15 protein-coding genes are annotated in these 21,187 nt (G+C 44.7%); 2 read left to right on the top strand and 13 right to left on the bottom strand.

The window, feature by feature from the left end; genetic code table 11:
- Position 1: 1 nt before the first annotated feature.
- A complete protein-coding gene (locus tag K7G75_RS12115; protein ID WP_222984506.1) occupies positions 2 to 2,200 on the bottom strand; it encodes a bifunctional alpha,alpha-trehalose-phosphate synthase (UDP-forming)/trehalose-phosphatase in 2,199 nt (732 codons plus the stop codon).
- A gap of 102 nt (positions 2,201 to 2,302) precedes the next feature.
- On the opposite strand from K7G75_RS12115, the gene K7G75_RS12110 reads away from it, so the two are divergent.
- A complete protein-coding gene (locus K7G75_RS12110; protein WP_222984505.1) occupies positions 2,303 to 4,102 on the top strand; it encodes a glycoside hydrolase family 15 protein in 1,800 nt (599 codons plus the stop codon).
- A 60-nt stretch (positions 4,103 to 4,162) separates the two neighbouring features.
- On the opposite strand, the gene K7G75_RS12105 is transcribed toward K7G75_RS12110, so the two are convergent.
- The 10 genes from K7G75_RS12105 to K7G75_RS12060 form a co-directional block, all read right to left on the bottom strand.
- Positions 4,163 to 5,968, bottom strand: coding sequence for an acyl-CoA dehydrogenase family protein (locus K7G75_RS12105; RefSeq protein ID WP_222984504.1), 1,806 nt, complete (start codon positions 5,966 to 5,968; stop codon positions 4,163 to 4,165).
- Between the two features lie 25 nt (positions 5,969 to 5,993).
- Positions 5,994 to 6,362 carry a four helix bundle protein gene (locus K7G75_RS12100; RefSeq protein WP_222984503.1) on the bottom strand — a complete coding sequence of 123 codons (369 nt, stop codon included), beginning with the start codon at positions 6,360 to 6,362 and terminating at the stop codon, positions 5,994 to 5,996.
- A gap of 37 nt (positions 6,363 to 6,399) precedes the next feature.
- A complete protein-coding gene (locus tag K7G75_RS12095; RefSeq protein ID WP_222984502.1) occupies positions 6,400 to 7,590 on the bottom strand; it encodes an acetyl-CoA C-acyltransferase in 1,191 nt (396 codons plus the stop codon).
- Between the two features lie 61 nt (positions 7,591 to 7,651).
- Positions 7,652 to 10,057 (bottom strand): 3-hydroxyacyl-CoA dehydrogenase/enoyl-CoA hydratase family protein, encoded by a 2,406-nt coding sequence (locus K7G75_RS12090; RefSeq protein WP_222984501.1) that lies wholly within the window; start codon positions 10,055 to 10,057, stop codon positions 7,652 to 7,654.
- Positions 10,058 to 10,069: 12 nt separating this feature from the next.
- Entirely contained in the window at positions 10,070 to 10,516 is a 447-nt protein-coding gene (locus tag K7G75_RS12085) for a MarR family winged helix-turn-helix transcriptional regulator (protein WP_222984500.1), read from the bottom strand.
- 131 nt (positions 10,517 to 10,647) lie between these two features.
- Positions 10,648 to 12,417 carry an AMP-dependent synthetase/ligase gene (locus K7G75_RS12080; RefSeq protein WP_222984499.1) on the bottom strand — a complete coding sequence of 590 codons (1,770 nt, stop codon included), beginning with the start codon at positions 12,415 to 12,417 and terminating at the stop codon, positions 10,648 to 10,650.
- A 91-nt stretch (positions 12,418 to 12,508) separates the two neighbouring features.
- Complete coding sequence (locus tag K7G75_RS12075) at positions 12,509 to 12,964, bottom strand: GNAT family N-acetyltransferase (RefSeq protein WP_313777835.1); 456 nt, start codon at positions 12,962 to 12,964, stop codon at positions 12,509 to 12,511.
- Positions 12,954 to 16,622: a phosphoribosylformylglycinamidine synthase gene (gene purL, locus K7G75_RS12070; protein ID WP_222984498.1), complete on the bottom strand. Its 3,669-nt coding sequence runs from the start codon at positions 16,620 to 16,622 to the stop codon at positions 12,954 to 12,956. Before purL ends, K7G75_RS12075 begins: the two co-directional genes overlap by 11 nt.
- 145 nt (positions 16,623 to 16,767) lie before the next feature.
- Complete coding sequence (locus K7G75_RS12065; protein WP_222984497.1) at positions 16,768 to 17,229, bottom strand: hypothetical protein; 462 nt, start codon at positions 17,227 to 17,229, stop codon at positions 16,768 to 16,770.
- Position 17,230: 1 nt separating this feature from the next.
- Complete coding sequence (locus tag K7G75_RS12060; protein WP_222984496.1) at positions 17,231 to 17,536, bottom strand: hypothetical protein; 306 nt, start codon at positions 17,534 to 17,536, stop codon at positions 17,231 to 17,233.
- Positions 17,537 to 17,746: 210 nt separating this feature from the next.
- Here K7G75_RS12060 and K7G75_RS12055 point away from each other — a divergent pair, with 210 nt between their 5' ends.
- The gene (locus K7G75_RS12055) at positions 17,747 to 19,339 is read left to right on the top strand and encodes a peptidase dimerization domain-containing protein (RefSeq protein ID WP_222984495.1); all 1,593 of its coding nucleotides are present in this window, start codon (positions 17,747 to 17,749) and stop codon (positions 19,337 to 19,339) included.
- 65 nt (positions 19,340 to 19,404) lie between these two features.
- Here the strand turns inward: K7G75_RS12055 and K7G75_RS12050 are convergent, their stop codons facing one another.
- Both K7G75_RS12050 and K7G75_RS12045 read right to left on the bottom strand, forming a co-directional pair.
- Entirely contained in the window at positions 19,405 to 20,166 is a 762-nt protein-coding gene (locus tag K7G75_RS12050; RefSeq protein WP_222984494.1) for an SDR family NAD(P)-dependent oxidoreductase, read from the bottom strand.
- 88 nt (positions 20,167 to 20,254) lie between these two features.
- Entirely contained in the window at positions 20,255 to 21,163 is a 909-nt protein-coding gene (locus K7G75_RS12045) for a helix-turn-helix domain-containing protein (RefSeq protein ID WP_222984493.1), read from the bottom strand.
- Between the last annotated feature and the right edge of the window lie 24 nt (positions 21,164 to 21,187).

The raw sequence follows: 21,187 nt of genomic DNA, 5'->3' as shown, positions 1-21,187 counted from the left end.
GTTACTCAAACTGTTTTAAAAGTTCTCTTACGCGTTTAGTATTCTCAACATAATATTTGGCATGGGTTTTTTGGAACCCAACTTTCACGGTGAGGGTAGAATCGGGAAGCTCTTGGAACATGTACTCATCCGTCCAGTCATCGCCTATGGCGAATACAAAATCATAGTCGTTTTCGCTCAACATCCGTATCGCCGCACGGCCCTTGTTCACATTGCTGCTCTTCACCTCCATCACCTTATTGCCGTTTAGCACACTGATATCATCGTTGCCTATTAGGCTTCTTAGTACGGTATTGAGTTCGGATGCCCTTTTGTCACCAAAATCAGGGTCGGTGTTTCGATAGTGCCATGCCAGGGAATAATTTTTTTCCTCCACAAAAGAACCAGGTGTCCTATCCACGAAAGATTCCAGTACGGGACGAATTTTCTCCATCCACTCTCCCTTCACTTTTTCCAGCATTTTGAATTCCTCCCCATTTTTAGAGATCCAAACGCCGTGTTCCACGATCATGTTATATTTCTTGGGAAGGAACCACCTTCCGAAAGTCTGTTTGTCCCTTCCGCTTATCAAAAAGAGCGTGGTATTTTCCTGTGCACTGATTTTGTCCAAAAGCTCATAAAGTTCACCATCGGGGGATGCTTTTTGGGGATCCTTATGGAATCCGGCCAAAGTGCCGTCATAATCCAGGAAGAGCAGGCGGTTTTTGGCGGCTCTATATTTTTTGCCCATTTCCTGTAATATGCCATCCGTTACCTTTTTGGCCACAACGGTATTGAGGGCAACATTGCTCTTGTCCTTTAGGGCCTTCATAAATTCATTGGCCCAGACCTCTACATTGTAGCGTTCCAAACGGTTTTGAAGAAAGGTATTCCTTGAAATCTGTTCCTCCTTGGGCATGTTGATGGCCTGATTAAGGGTATCTGCCTGTTGCTCAAAATTGTTGGGGTTGATGAGCAGGGACTCGTTCATTTCGTAGGCCGACCCAGCCATTTCACTTAAAATAAGCACCCCTGTTTTGTCGGTGCGGGTGGCAATATATTCCTTGGCCACCAAATTCATGCCGTCACGCAGTGGTGTGAGCCAGGCGATATCGCTTGAGGTATAAAGATCGATCAAGCTTTTGAAGGGCAAGGACCTGTAGAAATACCAGATCGGTGTCCAATTGACGGTGGATAGCTCACCATTGATGCGCCCCACCAGTTCGTCAATTTCCTTTTTCAACAATTGATATTGGGGCACATTGGAACGCGAAGGTACTGCCAAAATGATCAACCTAACCTTTTCCTTGTACTCTGGATACTTGTTCAAAAAGTATTCGAATGCGTTTATCCTTTTGGCAATTCCCTTACTGTAATCCAAACGGTCTATGGAGAGAATGAGCTTGGTGTCCGGTGCAGAGGCCTTATGACTGTCCAGACGTTCTTGGAGGTCACTTTTCTTATTTTTATCGTGATCAAGGGCCGCCTTCCTGAATTTCTTGTAGTCGATTCCCATGGGAAAGGAATCTACCTTTATTACGCGATTGTCAACAAAAACATCGTTAAAGTTTACTTCCAGGCCCAGAATTCTTCTAACCGCACTCAGAAAATGACGTTCGTAGTCGTAGGTATGGAAACCGATAAGGTCCGCTCCGAGTAATCCCTCCAGGACTTCTTCCCGCCAGGGCAGCGTCCTGAAAATCTCATAGGAGGGAAAGGGAATGTGCAGAAAGAATCCAATGGATGTTTTTGGTCTTTTTTCACGGACCATCTGGGGCACCAGCAATAGCTGATAATCATGCACCCAGATGATGTCACCGTCTTCGGATTTTTCAATGATGGCATCGGCAAACTTTTGGTTCACGGCTTTATAGGTTTCCCAAAAATCGAGCTCAAACTCAGAATATTCCATGAAATAATGGAAAAGGGGCCAAATGGTCCGGTTACTGAACCCAAAATAAAAGCCATCCACCTCAGTGGCATTTAGGGTGACCTTGGCGCAGCCATGTTCGGCAAGGGCCGCATCAATGTCTTGCTCCAGTTCCGGGGGTGTTTCCTCATCGGTTAACCCCGACCAACCTATCCAAAGGCTCTCGCCACCGCTGTGCACGGATTTCATCCCAGTAGCTAATCCTCCCACACTGGGCACGGCATTGATTTTTCCATTGCTAATTTGCAATTGAACAGGTAGTCGATTTGAGATTATGATAGTTTTGCCCATAAAAGGATGCTTTTGGCAGGGTTTGCTTTTAAGTTTTTTTAAAATTCGTGAAATTCGACGGCAAAAGCAATTCATTCCAAACGTTTTGCGGATATTTAGCCTATGGATAACTTGGATTACGGTATTATCGGTAATTGTAGAAGCGCGGCCTTGATTTCAAAAACCGGATCGTTGGATTGGTGCTGCCTTCCAGAATTTGACTCCCCCTCGGTCTTTGCAAAACTGCTTGATGAAAGCAAAGGAGGTAGTTTTGAGATAAAAACGGACGCTAAATACGAAATACGTCAGGAATATCATAAAAACACCGCCATTCTGGTCACCCGGTTCGCTGACGGAGATGATATTTTTGAGATCCACGATTTTATGCCCCGCCACCATAAGCCCAATGGCAAGTACAATGCGCCACCTGAAGTGGTCCGTTATGTCAAATATATTTCCGGCGCTCCCAAGTTTTCAGTGTATTACGACCCCAGACTGGAGTATGGAATGGGATTGACCACACACTACATAAAGGCAAATTATGTGGTCAGCTTAACGCATAAACAAAAATTTGACACCTTGTTCCTTTACACTTCGTTCAACAAAAACATCGTAATGGACGGTGGGGAGATTACGCTGAAGGAAGATGGTTTTTTTCTGATGTGCTACAATGAGAAAATTCTAAAACCCAGCATTGATAGGATGGCCTTGGAGCTTGAAAGGACCAAGGTGTATTGGTTGGACTGGGTTGCCAAAGCACCCACATATAAGCAATTCAACGAGGAAATCACGCGAAGTGGCATCACTTTGAAGCTGCTTACCTACGATAAAACAGGGGCGGTGCTGGCCGCAGCGACCACGTCCTTGCCGGAGACCATTGGTGAGGTGCGTAACTGGGACTACCGATTTTGTTGGATTCGCGATGCCTCCATGGTAATCAAGGTGGTCTCTGAACTCGGGCATAAAAATTCCGCGAAACGATACCTTCAATTTATCATTGATTTGATGCCAGACAAGGATGAGAAGCTTCAGATCATGTATGGCATCAACAAGCAAAAAACACTGACGGAACGTACTCTGGACCATCTTGATGGATATAAAGGCTCCAAACCTGTGCGTGTCGGAAATGCAGCCTATAAACAACGGCAGAACGACATTTATGGCATTCTGATGGATGTTATTTATGAGCAACTGGTTAAGTTCAGCAACGATATTGAGAATGTGGAAGAACTCTGGAGCATCACCAAGGGGATTGTTTGGATCGTGGCCAAGCACTGGAAGGAGCCCGATAAGGGCATTTGGGAGTTCAGGGGAGAGGACAGGCATTTCACTTTTTCCAAAGTGTTGTGCTGGGTGGCGTTGGATAGGGCCATAAAAGTGGCCAAAATGTTCGGAAAGCAAAGAAAGATTGAGAAATGGTCCGCTCTGGAGCAAGAAATAAAGCGGGACATTCACCAAAATGCATGGAACAAGGACACGAACGCTTTTGTTCAATCCTATGGATCCAAGCACTTGGATGCTTCGGTACTCCTAATGGAACCCTATGGGTTTATCCATGCCAAGGACCCAAAATACGTAAGCACGGTAAGGGCCATAGAGGAAAACCTCAGCAATGATGGACTTCTTTATCGCTATAAAAATGAGGATGATTTTGGATTGCCCTCCTCATCCTTCACCATCTGCACTTTTTGGTTTATCAACAGTCTTTTTAAGATAGGGGAGGAAGAAAAGGCACTGAAACTTTTTGATCGATTATTGGGGTACAGTAACCATTTGGGGCTTTTCAGTGAGGATATCGATTTTAAAACAAAACGCCTATTGGGGAATTTTCCGCAAGCTTACTCGCATTTGGCCTTGATTGAATGCGCCATCAATTTCTCCAAAAAAATGAGCGAGGAACGGATATTGGAATCGATTGGGTAAACAAAAAAAACCGCCCTTTTGGGGCGGCCTTCAAAAAAACTCAGAAGAGCATTATTTGAATTAGTCAAAGGTATATTCATTATCTGCGGCCACTTTGTCCGCAATTTGTGTGCGCAGTGCAACTACATTGGGTTGGTTTGCATATTTCGTAAACCGTTTCAATCCCATGAGCATCATGCGTTGTTCATCACCTTCTGCAAAGGATACGATCGCTTCCTTACCTTTTTGGATGATGGTGTCCACCGCTCTGTAAAGGTACAGTTTGGACATGGCAATCTGTGCGGCCTGTGATTCTTCCCCAAAGCGTTTTGCATTCTTTTCAGTCCTCAAAATCGCAGATTCTGCAAGATAGACCTGTATCAATATATCGGATGCCGATAACAACACCATTTGATGTTTTTCAAGATCCGGCCCAAATTTTTGTACGGCACTTCCGGCAATCATCAGGAAAACTTTTTTCAACCGCACTATCATATCCTTTTCCTCGGCAAAGAGTGCTGAAAAATCGGGAGTGTCAAATGATGGGATTCCCATCAACTCTTCCCCAACGGCAGTAGCAGGACCCAAAAGGTCCACATGGCCTTTCATGGCCTTTTTAACCAACATGCCCACGGCCAACATACGGTTGATTTCGTTGGTGCCCTCATAGATCCTGGAGATTCTGGCATCACGCCAGGCAGATTCCATTGGGGTATCGGCGCTAAAGCCCATCCCGCCAAAAATCTGGATGCCCTCATCGGTTGTGTGCTGTACATGTTCGGAAACGGCCACTTTTAGGATGGAACATTCAATGGCATATTCCTCCACGCCCTTCAATTCGGCTTCCTGATGCGAATTTCCACTGGCTTCGCGAATGGCTATCCTGTCCTCAATATCCTTGGCCGCACGGTAGCAGGCCGATTCATCAACATAAACATTGGTGACCATATCGGCAATCTTTGCCTTTATGGCACCAAAGTTTATAATAGGGGTTTTAAACTGAACACGCTCGTTGGCATATTTAACGGCCTCATTGATGACCCTGCGCTGTGCTTCCAAACAGGCGGCGGCCAGTTTGATACGACCAACATTCAGGGCGTTCATGGCTATTTTAAAGCCATTTCCACGTTCAGACAGCATGTTTTCCACAGGAACTTTGGTTTCACTAAAGAAAACCTGACGGGTAGAGGAGGAGTGGATGCCCAATTTTTTCTCTTCATCCCCTAATGTGATACCATTTTCAGGATCATTCTCCACGATAAACCCGGTGATGTTCTTGTCGTCTTCAATTCTGGCAAAAACAATGAACAAATTGCAGAATCCTGCATTGGAAATCCACATTTTTTGTCCGGTGATGCTGTAGTATTTGCCGTCTTTCGAAAGAACGGCCTTGGTTTTGCCTGAATTGGCATCGGAACCTGCTCCGGGTTCGGTCAAACAATAGGCTCCGAACCATTCTCCAGAAGCCAGTTTGGGAACATATTTCTGTTTTTGTTCTTCGGTTCCATATAGCGTGATGGGCATGGTGCCGATTCCTGTGTGCGCTCCAAATGCGGTACTAAAAGAACCTGTGGCACCCGAAATATAGTCGCAGACCAACATGGTAGAGACAAATCCCATTCCCATTCCGCCATAGGCTTCTGGCACTGCAACGCTCAACAATCCCAATTCGCCTGCTTTTCGCATGCATTCCTCGGTATAGGCGTAGTCTTTTTTCTCAAAACGCTCCCAATGCGCCCAAAGTTCACGATCCACAAATTCCTTGGTGCTCTCACGCATCATTTTTTGTTCCTCATTGAGGTCCTCCAATGTGAAAATATCTTCGCAGTTGGTTTCTTTGACCAGAAATTGACCGCCTCTTAAAATATCTTTGTTTAGGGTTTCCATGGCAAAATATTTTTAATGTTAAATTTTAAATGTTGGATTTAATCTTTAAGTTTTCTTGCGATGTCTTTACAATCTTGGTTAGAATGTTAATTATTGAATTGATTTCATCAATCTCCTTTTCACAGCTCACGTTGCCCAATTTAGATTCATTTAGGAGATAAAGCCAGTACTTTGTTTCCCTTGCCTCCTTGGACGCAATAGCCATTTTATGGATAAAATCTTTTTTTGATTGGGCTGCCGTTGCCTCATTCACATTGGCTCCAATACTTGTTCCACTTCGCAAAAGTTGTTTTGATAAAACAAATTCTTTGTTCACTTTTAGCGTCTTAAATAACTCAATGATGGCTAATGAAAAATCAAATGTTTTTGTTACTATAAGATTATCTTCCTTCATAGAAAATTCAACATTCAAAATCTCAAATCTGTCGTATTTAGTTAAGAAATTCATATATACCCGCGGCCCCTTGTCCGGTTCCAACACACATGGTGACCATACCGTATTTTCCTTTCATGTCTCTTTTTCGCATTTCGTCAAACAGTTGTACGGACAGTTTTGCCCCAGTGCATCCCAACGGATGACCCAAGGCAATGGCGCCTCCGTTTACATTCACAATTTCTTGGTTCAGGTCCAATTCTCTAATTACAGCTAGGGATTGGGATGCAAAAGCTTCATTCAATTCAATCAGTTCGACATCGCTTTGTTTCAATCCTGCTTGCTTAAGTGCTTTTGGAATGGCCTTTACAGGCCCAATGCCCATAATCCTTGGCTCAACTCCTGCCGCAGCATAATTGACCAATCGGGCAATAGGTTCTAGGTTGAGTTCTTTCACCATTTCCTCGCTCATGACCAAAACGAAAGCGGCTCCGTCACTCATTTGTGATGAATTCCCAGCGGTCACGCTTCCGTCAGCGGCGAAAACTGGCCTAAGTTTGTTCAGGGTTGGAATGTTGGTGTCACCTCTTGGGCCTTCATCCTTGTTTACGGTGTAGGTTTTGGTTTCCTTTTTTCCAGCTTCGTTAACGAAAGTATGTTCGACCTCAATGGGCACAATCTGGTCCTGGAAACGGTTCTCTTCTTGGGCTTTAAGCGCCTTCATGTGCGAATTGTATGCAAACACGTCCTGATCTTCCCTGGACACCTTGAACTGTTTGGCCACCGCTTCGGCGGTGAGGCCCATTCCCCAGTAGTAATCTTCATGGCCTTCTTTTGCAGTAGCATAGTCAGGCGTGGGTTTGTAACCTCCCATGGGAATGTAACTCATACTTTCCGAGCCTCCGGCGATGATGCAATCTGCCATTCCGGACTGGATTTTAGCCGTTGCTATACCAATGGTTTCCAATCCAGAGGCGCAATATCGGTTCACGGTCACTCCAGGAACATCTTCAATGTTCAATCCCATAAGCGAGATAAGTCTGGCCATGTTCAACCCTTGTTCGGCCTCGGGCATGGCATTCCCCACTATAACATCGTCGATACGTTTTTTATCCAATTGTGGGAGTTCCTTCATCATGTATTCGATGGTCTCCGCGGCCAATTCATCGGGTCTTTTAAATCGGAACAGTCCCCGGGGGGCTTTCCCGACCGCTGTCCTGTAGGCTTTTACTATATATGCTGTTTTCATGTCTTGATTTTGAATGCTTGATTTTCAATGTTGGATCTTAAAAATCCATAATTCAACATTTTTAATTTCTTAGTGGCTTACCCGTTTTCAACATATGCTGGATACGTTCCAACGTTTTCCTTTCGGTACATAATGATAGGAAGGCTTCGCGTTCCAAATCCAATAAATATTGTTCGGTTACCAGGGTCGCTTCGGAAAGATCACCACCTGCCATCACATAGGCCAGCTTATCCGCAATTTTTTTGTCATGCTCGGAAATATAATGTCCGGCTTCCATCGAATCTGTTCCCACGAGGAACATACCCAAAGCCTGTTTTCCGAGCACTTTTACATCCTTTCTTTTGGGTGGCTTGGTATAGCCTGCTTCTGCCATCAGTTTGGCATAGGCTTTGGCCGTAGCAATCTGTCGGTCCTTGTTGACCACTACCACATCTTTTCCTTTTTGTAGAATGCCCAAATCAAAGGCCTCATATGCTGAAGTGGACACCTTGGCCATTCCTATGGTAAGGAAGTATTCCTGAAGCACATTCAGTTCCACATCATTTTTTCTAAAGGTATCCGAGGCTCTAAGTGCCATTTCTTTGGAACCTCCGCCACCTGGAATGACTCCGACCCCAAATTCCACCAAACCTATGTAAGTTTCAGCCGCAGCCACAACTTTATCCGCATGCAGTGAAAGCTCGCAGCCGCCTCCCAAACACATACCGTGCGGTGCGGCAACGGTAGGAATTGAGGAATAGCGCATGCGCATCATGGTGTCTTGAAAGTATTTTATGGCCATGTTGAGTTCGTCATATTCTTGCTCAACGGCCATCATGAAAATCATTCCAATATTGGCTCCAACGGAGAAATTTGCAGCTTGATTGCCAATTACCAAACCTTGAAAATCCTTTTCGGCTAAGTCAACAGCTTTGTTCAGACCTGCCAGCACATCACCGCCTATGGTATTCATTTTGGATTGGAACTCACAGTTGAGAATGCCATCGCCCAAATCTTCGATGACCACACCACTGTTCTTGAATACTTCATTGGATTTTCTGATGTTGTCCAAAATGATGAAGGCATCCTGACCCGGAATTTTCTCCATCGCTTTTTTAGGAATATCATAGAAATAGGTTGCTCCATCCTTAACACTATAAAAGGAATCGATCCCGGCCGATTTCATTTCATCGACCCAAGATGCAACTTCCAATCCTTCAGCCTTAATCAATTCCAGACCCTTTTCCAGACCCACGGCATCCCAAATTTGGAATGGGCCATGCTCCCAGCCAAATCCCGCCTTCATGGCATCATCAATCTTGTAGATTTCGTCGGATATCTCAGGGATGCGATGCGTGACATAGGCAAAAAGGGCACCAAAACTTTTTCTGTAGAATTCCCCCGCTTTATCCTTGCCATTTACAAGTACTGGAAAACGGTCGATGACCTTGTCGATGGTCTTGGTCAACTCCAATGTGGCGAATTTTGCACTCTTTTTGGAGCGATAGTCCATCGTGTCCAAATCCAGGGTAAGGATTTCGCTTTTACCATCACTGCCGGTGACCTTTTTGTAGAAACCTTGACCGGATTTGCTGCCCAACCATTGGTTGTCCACCATAGTCTTGATAAAGTCTGGCAGTTTGAAAATGTCGTGACGTTCATCGTCCTTACAGTTTTCATAAATACCGTTGGCCACATGCACCAAAGTGTCCAAACCAACAACATCAACAGTCCTGAACGTGGCCGATTTGGGCCGTCCGATGACAGGTCCGGTAAGTTTGTCCACTTCTTCCACGGTCATTCCCAAATCCTTTACTGTATGGAAGAGGCTTTGAATACTGAAAATTCCAATCCTGTTCCCGATAAAGGCCGGAGTGTCTTTGGCCACCACAGAGGTCTTACCCAAATATTGCTCTCCATAACCATTCAAGAATTCCAATACTTCTTTGGATGTTTTTGGACCCGGGATGATCTCAAAAAGTTTTAAGTAGCGTGCCGGGTTGAAGAAATGCGTTCCACAGAAATGTTTTTGAAAATCCTCACTTCGTCCCTCGTTCATAAACTTGATGGGAATACCGGAGGTGTTCGAGGTAATCAAAGTGCCGGGCTTGCGATGTTTGTCCAACTTTTCGAACACCTGTTTTTTGATATCCAACCGTTCCACGACCACCTCTATGATCCAATCCACTTCGCTCACTTTGGAAATATCGTCCTCCAGATTGCCGGTGGTGATTCGTTCCGCAAACTTACTATGATAAATAGGGGAGGGTTTTGATCTTAGGGCGGCGGTCAACGAATCGTTTACCAAACGGTTGCGTACCGCTTTGTTCTCCAAGGTAAGTCCCTTGGCTTTCTCTTTTTCGGTGAGTTCCCTAGGGACTATATCCAACAATAAAACCTCAACCCCGATATTGGCAAAATGACAGGCGATGCCACTTCCCATGATACCTGAACCGATTACGGCAACTTTATTGATATGCCTTTTCATTAGCAGTTGATATTAATTAGTTGTTTTAAGGTATATTTTCTTATCTGCGATAAGTTTGTTAATTATGTCGGTGGTTTTGAAAAAACTTGCCAGATCCTCTCCAGAAACATGTTCCCTGACCACTTCATTGAATCGCAACACCACATCTTTGGAGTCTTTGCGTTTTTCAAGGCCCAAGGCCGTCAAGTGAATCAAAACGCCACGACCATCATTGGGATTGGGTCTTCGTTCAATGTATCCCTTTTCTTCAATACTCTTCAAAATTCGGGATAGGCTTGTTGCTTCCATACCCATTTTGGGTCCCAGCGCAGTGCTTGGTGTTCCTTGTTTTGGGTCGATGCTCAACAAGGTAAAGCCTATGGCCATGGTGAGGCCATAGTTTTTGGCTTCTTCGTTGTACATTTTGCTTACCGCTTGCCATGTGGCACGCAGTGCGTAGTCTATGGTCAATTCTTTCATGAACCTAGGTTGAGGGATTCAAATATAGGCAAAATTTATTATGCATGCATAATAAATGTATCAAAATAGCGTGCAAAAAAAATGTGCCCACTTAAGTGGGCACATTCCGATTGTGTTTAATAAAGGTTGTGCTAATGACCGTAGATGTCATTGTACAAATCCAAATACTTTTCCTTTATCTTCTTTCTTTTCAAACTCAGTTTTGGCGTAAGCTGCCCCCCATCCACTGTCCAGACTTCTGGGGTCAAGCGGAACTGTTTCACCTTTTCCCACTTGGCAAAATCCTCGTTGGCGCTATCCAATTCCTCTTGAATGCGTTTAATTACATGCGGATTCTTCACCAAATTGGCATTGTCGCCCAACTCGTGCCCGTGCCTTTCGCCCCATTCACGAACAAACTCAAAGCTGGGCTGGATCAACGCAGCGGGCATTTTTTCACCTTCACCTACCACCATGATCTGTTCCACAAAGCGGGATTGTTTAATGCGATTCTCCAATAACTGGGGCGCCACATATTTTCCTCCTGAAGTCTTGAACATTTCTTTTTTACGATCGGTGATCCTTAAAAAGTCGTCGGAATCAATCTCGCCGATGTCCCCTGTGTGGAAGTATCCGTCCTTTAAGACTTCATCTGTACGCTCTTTGTCCTTGTAATAACCCAGCATCACATTTGGGCCCTTGCACAGAATTTCACCATCACTGGCAATTTTAACCTCAACCATATCGATGACCTTACCCACGGACCCAATTTTCCATCCGTGTTCCCGTTCGTCGTTCACCGTAATAACGGGCGATGTCTCTGTGAGGCCATAACCTTCCATTACCGGTATCCCCGCGGCGGCGAACACCCTGGCCAGTCTTGGCTGTAAGGCCGCTCCACCGGAGACCATGACTTTTAAGTTGCCCCCCAATCCTTCTTTCCACTTACTGAAGATCAATTTTCGGGCAATGCCTAGTTGTTTTTCATACCACCAACCATTTTTTCCATAGGGCTCAAATTTCAGCCCGAGCTCTACGGCCCAAAAGAAGAGTTTCTTTTTAATGCCTGTAAGCAAGGTCCCTTTTGCGATAATGGCATCATAAACCTTCTCCAACAATCTGGGAACAACGGTCATAACGTTTGGCTTCACTTCTTTGATGTTATCGCTGATTTTATCCAAACCTTCGGCAAAATGGATTTCAATACTGCAATACTGGTAGAGGTATATGATCATTCGTTCAAAAATATGGCAGACTGGTAAAAAACTCAGTGCATTGGCACCGGGATCAAAAGGAACCCGTTTCTTACTGGCCACCACATTGCTAACAATATTATCGTGTGTAAGCATAACACCCTTGGGTCTTCCGGTAGTTCCGGAAGTATAGATCAAAGTGGCCAGGTCGGAGGGTTTAACCTCGGACATTCTTTTTTCCACATCTTTTTGGTTGGAGGTGTCTTTTCCCAAATCAAGAACCTTGCTCCAGTTTTCACAGTTGTCCAGTTGGTCAAAAGAATAGACCTCTTTAAGTTTTTTAAGTTTCGGGCTGATACTCAGTACCTTTTGCAACACTTCATCGCAGGAAACAAAACAGTATATGGATTCTGAATGGTTTATCACATATTCGTAATCTTCCTCGGACATGGTAGGATAAATGGGAACATTTTGTGCCCCAACCTGCAGCACGGCAATATCCAAAATGTTCCATTCTGTGCGATTGGTACTTGAGATCACGGCGATTTTGTCATTGGGTTTAACGCCCATTCGCAACAAGGCCCTACTTATGGCATTGGCCTTGTCGATGTACTCTTTGGTTGAGGTTGCTACCCATTTGCCGTTGTATTTGGTGACCAACGACTTTTCCAGGGGAAGATGTTCCATCTGGTAATAGGGGAAATCGAATAATCGGGTAACATTTTGCATACTAAGTTTCTATTAGGTAATTGCAAAATAGGGAAAGGAAGTGGGATTTTAAAATCGGGAATTCAAAAAGGATGCTAATTCTTTTATAATATCACAATAAATGCAATTTCAAGCCTTCATGGGAATCCACAAACCCAAGTGATTGGTAAAAGGACAATGCTTCGGGACGCTTCTTATCCGTGGTCAATTGCACCACATGGGCTCCTTTTTGTTTGGATTTTTCAATGGCCCATTGGAACAACTTTTTTCCGATTCTCTTTCCTCGGTAATCCTCGTGGATGCGAACGGCTTCAATTTGCGCTCGGATGCCGCCTTGATAGGTAAGATATTGGATAAAGCTCAATTGCAATGTTCCAATGACTTGATTCTGCTCGTTTTCAATGACCACAAGTTCTTGGTTGGGGTCTCTGGATATGTTATCAAACGCTTTCAGGTATGTATCTGGAAGGGGCGTCCTGTAATCCTCCCGTAGCTTTCCCAATTTGTCATGGGCCAACATCTCTACAATGGCAGGAACATCATCTTTTTGTGCCCTTCTAATCTTCACTGTTCACGTTTTCTATCCATTCTCTGGCATTTATAAAAGCTTGCAACCATGGCGACACTTCATCATTTCTATCCTTTGGATAGTACGCCCAGTTCCATGGGAAGGTAGATCGTTCAATATGGGGCATGGTTACCAAATGTCTTCCCGTTTTGTCGCAGAGCATTGCTGTGTTGTAATCGCTACCATTGGGATTGGCGGGATAGTCTTCATAGCCGTATTTGGCAACAATGTAATAGTGATCTTCGCTATGCGGAAAACTGAACTTGCCCTCACCATGGGAAATCCAGACGCCCAAAGTAGTCCCGGCCATGTTGGATAGCATTACAGAATTGTTTTCCTGAATCTTCACAGAAGTGAAATTGCTTTCGTGTTTGTGTGATTCATTATAGGTCATTCTGCCATGGGTCTCGTGTTCAGGATTGATGAGGTCCAGTTCCATGAACAATTGGCAGCCATTGCAAATACCTACAGAAAGCGTATCAGGTCGAGAGAAGAACTCCTTGATGACCTTGTTGGCCTTTTCATTGTACTTGATGGCACCCGCCCAGCCTTTGGCACTTCCTAGAACATCCGAATTGGAAAAACCACCCACAGCTCCTAGAAACTGAATGTCTTCCAAAGTCTCCCTGCCCGAGATCAGGTCTGTCATGTGCACATCCTTCACATCAAATCCTGCCAAATACATGGCATTGGCCATTTCACGTTCCGAATTGCTTCCTTTCTCTCGCAGAATGGCTGCTTTTAGTCGGGATTGTGGTCTATTGGGGGCCTTACCATCAAAACCTTTTGGGAAAACGTATTGAAGGGGTTGATTTTTGTAATTGTCGTAACGGTCTTTGGCCAAACTGTGGGCGGTTTGTTTGTCGTCCAACAAATAGGAAGTTTTAAACCAAACATCACGGAGTGAGGAAATATTCAGGCCGATTTCAATGCCGTTGTTTTTGATTTGTAAATCATTTCCAGGGCGGACCGAACCAATAGTCACAAATTCAATGTTTGCTTCTTTCAAAATCGGTTCTACCGAACCATCCTTAGCTTGAAAAACCAATCCAGAGTTTTCCGAGAACAACAGTTTGATGGTATTCGCTTCGCCGATTGAGGACAAATCTAGACTCGCCCCCAAATCTTGGTCCGCAAAGCACATTTCCAACAAGGTGGTAATCAATCCACCAGAAGCCACATCGTGCCCGGCCAAAATTTGGTCATTTTTGATCAATCCCTGAAGGGTGTTGAAGACCGTTTTTACATAATCCGCATCCAAAACCGAAGGAGCCTCATCACCCACACCATTCAATATCTGTGCAAAGGAAGAACCACCCAATTTATGGCCATCTTTTGAAAGGTTGATGTAATAGATTGTACCGCCATCTTTCTGAAACACGGGTTCCACAACTTTGGTAATGTTGTTGCAATGCGCTGTTGCTGAAACAATTACCGTTCCGGGTGAAATCACATCACCATCCTTGTATTTCTGTTTCATGGAAAGCGAATCCTTGCCTGTGGGCACATTGATGCCAAGTGCAATGGAAAAATCGGATAATGCTTTTACGGCTTCGTACAATCGCGCATCCTCGCCTTCATTGCGGCAGGGCCACATCCAATTGGCAGAAAGCGAGATTGATTTCAATCCATCTTTCAAAGGAGCCCAAACCAAATTGGTCAGGGCTTCGGCCACGCTGTTCCGACTTCCCGCAATGGGATCAATCAAACCAGAAATTGGGGAGTGCCCAATTGAGGTTGCAATTCCTTCCTTGCCCTTGAAGTCCAAAGCCATCACACCACAATTGTTCAGTGGCAATTGCAGCGGACCTGCACATTGTTGCTTTGCAACCCGACCGCCCACACAACGGTCCACTTTGTTGGTCAACCAATCCTTGCAGGCGACTGCTTCCAATTGTAACACCTGCTCCAGATAGTCGTGAAAATGCTCCAAAGAATAGGATAGGGCAGGGTAGGACTGCTGTACGGAAGTATCTTCCATAATGGTCTTTGGCGAACTTCCAAACATGTCAACCAAGTCCAAATCCATAGGTTTTTCTCCCGTTTGATGGGATTCAAAAGTAAATCGATGGTCCCCGGTAACCTGTCCCACGTTGTACATGGGCGAACGCTCGCGGGCCGCAACTCGATCTAGAAGATCCAGGTCCTTTTCACCGATCACCAATCCCATACGTTCCTGAGACTCGTTACCAATCAATTCTTTTTTTGAGAGGGTAGGGTCGCCAATGGGCAGTTTGTCGGTGTTGATATTGCCCCCGGTTTCCTCCACCAATTCGGATAAGCAGTTGAGGTGCCCGCCCGCACCGTGATCGTGTATGGAAACAATAGGATTTTCATGACTTTCCACCAATCCCCTGATGGCGTTGGATGCCCTTTTTTGCATTTCGGGGTTGGAACGCTGCACGGCATTCAACTCAATAGCCGAACTGAACTCCCCAGTATCTGCACTGGAAACAGCTGCGCCACCCATCCCAATGCGGTAGTTGTCCCCACCTAGAATGACTATTCTGTCTCCGTTTTTTGGTATATCCTTCAAGGCTTGGTCTGTTTTGCCGTAACCAATTCCGCCCGCGAGCATGATCACCTTGTCAAAGCCCAAACGTCTGGCTTCCTCCTTATGTTCAAAGGTGAGCACAGAGCCGGCAATCAAAGGTTGGCCAAATTTGTTCCCAAAATCTGATGCCCCATTGGATGCTTTAATTAAAATGTCCATCGGGGTTTGGTAGAGCCACTCTCGTGCTGCCATGCCCTTTTCCCAAGGACGATTTTCCTCCAAACGGGAGTATGAAGTCATATAAACAGCGGTTCCTGCCAAAGGCAACGATCCTTTTCCGCCTGCCAAACGATCCCGAATCTCCCCTCCCGAACCGGTGGCCGCACCATTGAAGGGCTCCACGGTAGTTGGGAAGTTATGGGTCTCGGCTTTTAGCGATAAAACGGAGTCAAATTCCTTTTCTTCATAATAGTCGGGCTTATCGGCACTTTTCGGGGCAAATTGTACTGCTTTTGGACCTTTGATGAACGCTACATTGTCTTTATAGGCTGAAACAATATCGTTGGGATTGGCCTCGGAGGTTTTTTTGATGAGTTTGAATAATGAGGATGGCATTTCTTTGCCATCAATAATAAATGTTCCGTTGAAAATTTTATGTCTGCAGTGCTCAGAATTCACCTGACTGAATCCAAACACTTCAGAATCCGTCAACTTGCGACCCAATTTTCGGGCAAGGTTTTCCAAATAGTCGATTTCCTCGTCGTTCAAGGCCAAACCTTCTTTCTGGTTGTAAGCGGCGATGTCATCAATCTCCAAAATGGCTTCTGGTACTATGTCGATTGTAAAAATGTCCTGGTCCAGGCCCTTGTATTTTTGGGAGAGCATGGGGTCGTAATCCGCATAGTTTTCGGGTACGGCATGGTATTCCTCAATCCTAATGATTCCGGAAATGCCCATGTTCTGTGTAATCTCAGTGGCATTGGTGCTCCACGGGGTGACCATGGCGGCGCGTGGCCCAACAAAAAAGGCGTCCAGGGACGCCGCTTCTATTCGGGGTTGGTTGCCGAACAACCATATCAATTTTGTAGTGTCTTCTTGGGAGATTTCTTTAGTGGTCTGGACAGCAAAGACTTTGGTCGCCCTGTCCCCAAAAAAATGGATCATACAATTTTTGCGTTGAGCGGTTTAAGAAAGTGCAAATTTACGATTTTGGGATGGATTTTGAGCAATGGAATAGGGGAGTTGTTAACGGAGGTTGTTGATATTAGTAAAAGAAAACTCAACCTATATTGGGGGCAATCTGAAAATACTATTCGACTTTTAGGGTATCAATCTGTTTAGGCTTTACTAATTTATAAGTCGACTCTTTAATTATTCTAATTTCATCCGTTTTATTGTTTTCGTTTTTATTTCCAAAAATTGACTGAGCACCATAAACTCCTAAGAACAAAAGACCAAATAAGAAAAATAATATTTGAAAAGCTGAAGGCCTTTTAACATTGGGACCATAAATGCTTAGACTCACTTCGTTTTCACTTTTTTCCGCACACTTTTCTAATGTCCCAGTCAACGCCATTAGTGTCATTATTCCAAAAAGTACTGATATAAAAAAACAAATCCAGCAGATTAATAATAAGGTCTCACTGCCCATATTGTCAAAGTCACCTCTAAACGTGATTGATAGCGCTATCAAAGCAGTAGATAAGGTAATCAACTGTTTTACTGTTGCAGAGGCAAAATCAAACGCTTTTTTTCGTAAATCTTCACTCATTTTAGCATATTGGCCATAATGGACACAAACTACTTCTAGATTTATTTAAAGCTTCGTATCGAATAATATCTTTCCCCGAAGTCCTTCTTTCTCTAAGCAAGTGCAAATTGTTTATATACCTTGTATATGCTTCTTTGGCGATACGGATATCTTCCGAAGATGTCCTCCTTTCACGGGTCATTCTATTCGCAGAAGCTTGAAGCATTTCATTAAAGTCTCTTGCCGAAACTTCTGACAGCTCAGTATTTAAGTTTTTAAAGATTGAATTAGAATGGTTCCTTAATTCTCTTAAAATGTCATCACTCATAGTTAATTTTATTTATTCTTAATTCAATAGTAGGCAATGCTAACATTATGAATGAATACTGTAAGAGGTGGGGAGAAATGCTTATAAAGCACCTAAATGTAGGAATTTTTGACAACTTTTTAAAATTTCTATTTCAAACTATAAGTGAATTAAAAATCCCCATGGTTTCCCTATCTTAGAAGCATTGATGCTAATTCTAAATCCAACCCTATGAAAACTCGGAAACTTGTGTTTTTGGGATTGTTGTGCTGTTTTTGTGCAACCTTAACGTTTGCCCAAAAAAAATACTCCAAAAAACAAATTGAAAAACTCAAAAGCGAAGCGGCGCAGATTGTGGAGGCCAACCACAAACAGAGCCAGGTGATGGTGGACAAAATCTTCAGCTTTGCTGAACTGGGCTTTCAAGAAGTGGAAAGTTCCAAATATCTCACTGGGATTTTGGAGGAAAACGGTTTTGAAATTGAACACTCCGTGAGCAACATCCCGACATCTTGGTTTGCCAAATGGAGCAACGGGGAAGGTCCGGTAATCGCTTTGGGCAGTGACGTGGACTGTATCCCAAAAGCTTCCCAATATCCCGGGGTAGCCTATCACAAGCCCATGGTGGATGGAGCGCCTGGTCATGGAGAAGGGCATAATTCCGGAATTCCGTTGAACATTACCGCTGTGTTGGCCGTTAAGCAGCTTATGGAAAGGGAAAATATTCCGGGCACTTTGATTGTATGGCCGGGTATCGCCGAGGAGTTGGTGGCGGCCAAGGCCTGGTATGTGCGCGACGGCCTTTTTGATGATATCGATATGTGCATATTTACCCATGTAAGCAACAACCTCAGCGTTTCGTGGGGGCAGGCATGGGGCACGGGCCTCATTTCTGTGGAATATTCCTTTGAAGGGGAAGCGGCACATTCCGCAGGAGCACCCTGGCGGGGGCGAAGTGCCCTAGATGCTGCCGAGCTGATGAACATTGCCTGGAACTACAAACGAGAACATTTGCACCCACTAAAACGTTCGCATTCCATCTTTACCGATGCAGGGGACCAGCCCAATGTGGTGCCTTCCCAGGCCAGCATCTGGTTCTATTTTAGGGATGTGGAATACCAGGGTATCATGGATATGTATGCCATGGCCAACGATATGGCCAAAGGTGCCGCCCTAATGACAGGAACCACGATGAAATCGAAAGTATTGGGTGCCGCATGGCCACGACATTTCAACAAGGTGATTGCCGAGACCATGTATGGCAATATTGAGAAGGTGGGGCTGCCCACCTGGTCCGAAGCCGATCAAGCTTTGGCCAAGGCGGTTCAGAAAGAGGTCAATTCAAAGGACACTACCGGATTGGCCATGGAATTATCAGAATTGGGATTGCCGGTAAAAGAGCCCAAAAGTGGTGGTTCGGATGATATTGGGGACGTATCTTGGAAAATACCTACGGTTACCATGCGTTTCCCTTCCAATATTCCTGGATTACAAGGACATCATTGGAGCAATGCCATTGCTATGGCTACACCAATAGCCCATAAAGGCGTGACCGCAGGGGCAAAGGCTGAGGCCATGACCATTTTGGATTTTCTGCTGAAACCGGAATTGGTGAAACAGGCTTGGGATTATTTCAACAACGAACAGAGCAAGGAACAAAAATACGAGCCCATGATTTCCGAGGATGATATGCCTCCGACCTACCTGAACAAGGACAAGCAGGACCAGTTTAGAAGTGCGTTGGAGAAATTTTATTATGACGAAACCCAATATGATTCCTACTTGGAACAATTGGGGATAGAGTACCCTACATTAAAAGAATAAATCCAAAGCCCTGACAATAAAAAAGCCCCAATTTTGGGGCTTTTTTACTTAAAAATAAGAGGAGTTTATACAAACATTCCTCCGGAAGCCTCTATGCGTTGGCCATTTATCCAAGCGGCATCATCGGTACAAAGGAAAGCCACAATGGAACCAATGTCCTCACTTTCTCCCACTCTTCCCAAAGCAGTCAGTGACGCAATGATGTCCACAACTTGAGGGGCTTTTTCAAACCGTTCTTTGTTGAAATCGGTATTGATGGCTCCAGGAGCCACCGTATTGGCCCTTATTTTTCGCTCACCCAATTCCTTGGCCAAGTAGCGGGTATAAACCTCTATGGCCCCCTTCATACTGGCATAGGCGGAATACCCTGGCAATGAAAATCGGGCCAACCCGCTGGAAATATTGACGATTCCCCCACCATTGTTTAATATGTCTAGCAGGGTTTGCGTAAGGAAATAGACACCCTTGAAATGGACATTCATCAAATCGTCAAAAGCCTCTTCCGTGGTATCCGCTACGGTACCGTGATGACCAAAGCCAGCGTTATTGATCAAATAATCAATGGTTGAAGTTTTGAAGTTGGTCTCCAATTGTTTGCTTAATTCCTTTTTGAAATCGGCAAAGGCTTTGTTGTTTCTTGCGTCCAACTGTATCGCGATTGCTTTGCCACCCACTTCCTCAATGGATTCAATCGTGCTTAATGCAGCCTCTTTGTTGGCATTGTACGTGATAACCACGTCCAATCCCTTTTTCGCCAGATTGATGGCCATGTCTTTACCGAGTCCACGGCTTCCCCCGGTGACCAGTGCTATCTTTTTTGTACTCATGGTGTTTTACATTTTAATTATGAACACCACAAAGTTCCCTCGAGTTTCCCCAAACGGGTTGTATGGAAGAATCAAAGAGTTGTAAAAATCAAACAATCTCCAATTTACGGAAAGAGACAGGGGAGTGCCCAGCGTATTTTTTGAAGAAATTGGAGAAGTGGGCCGTTTCTTCAAAGCGAAGGGAATTGGCAATCTCCGAGATGTTCCAGTTGGTATGCCGCAGTAGTATTTTCGCTTCTTGCATAACGCGATCTGTGATTAGGCCCGAGGTGTTTTTTTGCTTGGTTTCCTTAAGGGCCCGGTTGAGGTGATTCACGTGCACGCTCAACTGATTGGCAAAATCCGAGGCCGAGCGCAGTTGCATACGCTGCATGGGGCTTTCAATCGGGAATTGACGTTCCAACAACTCCATGAATAATGCTGAAATGCGTTCTGCGGCATTGGAACCACTGTTTTTCAGTTCGCTTGCTGGCTGCATTTTAAGACCGGCATGGATGAGCTCAAACACCATATTCCGAAGCAGGTCATATTTATAGGCATAATCCGAATCAATTTCTGCGAACATGCGCTTAAAAATGGGAATCACGGTCTGCATTTGTTCATCCGTCAAGGGAAATACCGGATTGCCATGGGGCTGAAAGACAGGGTATTGGTTCAAATCGCCGAATTGGTGAAAAAAGCTATCCGTAAAGACACAAAAATAACCGGTCAATTGTTCGTCAATACGTTCCCAATTATAGGGTATCTGCGGATTGGAGAACACCAGCACTTGTTTTTCAACGGGAACAATCTTATCCGCATAGTGCACCCGACTGCGGCCTTTTACCAAACTGATTTTGTAATAGTCCCGACGATTGAAGGGCATGGCCTTGGGTTTTGGCCCGGCAAATTCGTCCAGCTTGAACACATTGAAATGCCCAATGCCCGTTTTTACCCTTTCAGGGACGTAATGCTGTGTGGATTGATAGAATTCCTCTATGGATACCTTTTTGTCCATACCACAAAGTTACGCAAATCAAAC

This window comes from Flagellimonas meishanensis (assembly GCF_019880545.1).
Classification (GTDB): Bacteria; Bacteroidota; Bacteroidia; order Flavobacteriales; family Flavobacteriaceae; genus Flagellimonas; species Flagellimonas meishanensis.
This window is presented reverse-complemented; position numbering and strand designations above follow the sequence as displayed.

Coding starts and splice junctions, on each gene's coding strand:
- K7G75_RS12105 (WP_222984504.1), bottom strand. CDS start 5,968: ATGGAAACCCTAAACAAAGATATTTTAAGAGGCGGTCAATTTCTGGTC.
- K7G75_RS12095 (WP_222984502.1), bottom strand. CDS start 7,590: ATGAAAACAGCATATATAGTAAAAGCCTACAGGACAGCGGTCGGGAAA.
- purL (WP_222984498.1), bottom strand. CDS start 16,622: ATGATCCATTTTTTTGGGGACAGGGCGACCAAAGTCTTTGCTGTCCAG.
- K7G75_RS12080 (WP_222984499.1), bottom strand. CDS start 12,417: ATGCAAAATGTTACCCGATTATTCGATTTCCCCTATTACCAGATGGAA.
- K7G75_RS12100 (WP_222984503.1), bottom strand. CDS start 6,362: ATGAAGGAAGATAATCTTATAGTAACAAAAACATTTGATTTTTCATTA.
- K7G75_RS12045 (WP_222984493.1), bottom strand. CDS start 21,163: ATGGACAAAAAGGTATCCATAGAGGAATTCTATCAATCCACACAGCAT.
- K7G75_RS12115 (WP_222984506.1), bottom strand. CDS start 2,200: ATGGGCAAAACTATCATAATCTCAAATCGACTACCTGTTCAATTGCAA.
- K7G75_RS12060 (WP_222984496.1), bottom strand. CDS start 17,536: ATGAGTGATGACATTTTAAGAGAATTAAGGAACCATTCTAATTCAATC.
- K7G75_RS12050 (WP_222984494.1), bottom strand. CDS start 20,166: ATGAGTACAAAAAAGATAGCACTGGTCACCGGGGGAAGCCGTGGACTC.
- K7G75_RS12090 (WP_222984501.1), bottom strand. CDS start 10,057: ATGAAAAGGCATATCAATAAAGTTGCCGTAATCGGTTCAGGTATCATG.
- K7G75_RS12085 (WP_222984500.1), bottom strand. CDS start 10,516: ATGAAAGAATTGACCATAGACTACGCACTGCGTGCCACATGGCAAGCG.
- K7G75_RS12065 (WP_222984497.1), bottom strand. CDS start 17,229: ATGAGTGAAGATTTACGAAAAAAAGCGTTTGATTTTGCCTCTGCAACA.
- K7G75_RS12055 (WP_222984495.1), top strand. CDS start 17,747: ATGAAAACTCGGAAACTTGTGTTTTTGGGATTGTTGTGCTGTTTTTGT.
- K7G75_RS12110 (WP_222984505.1), top strand. CDS start 2,303: ATGGATAACTTGGATTACGGTATTATCGGTAATTGTAGAAGCGCGGCC.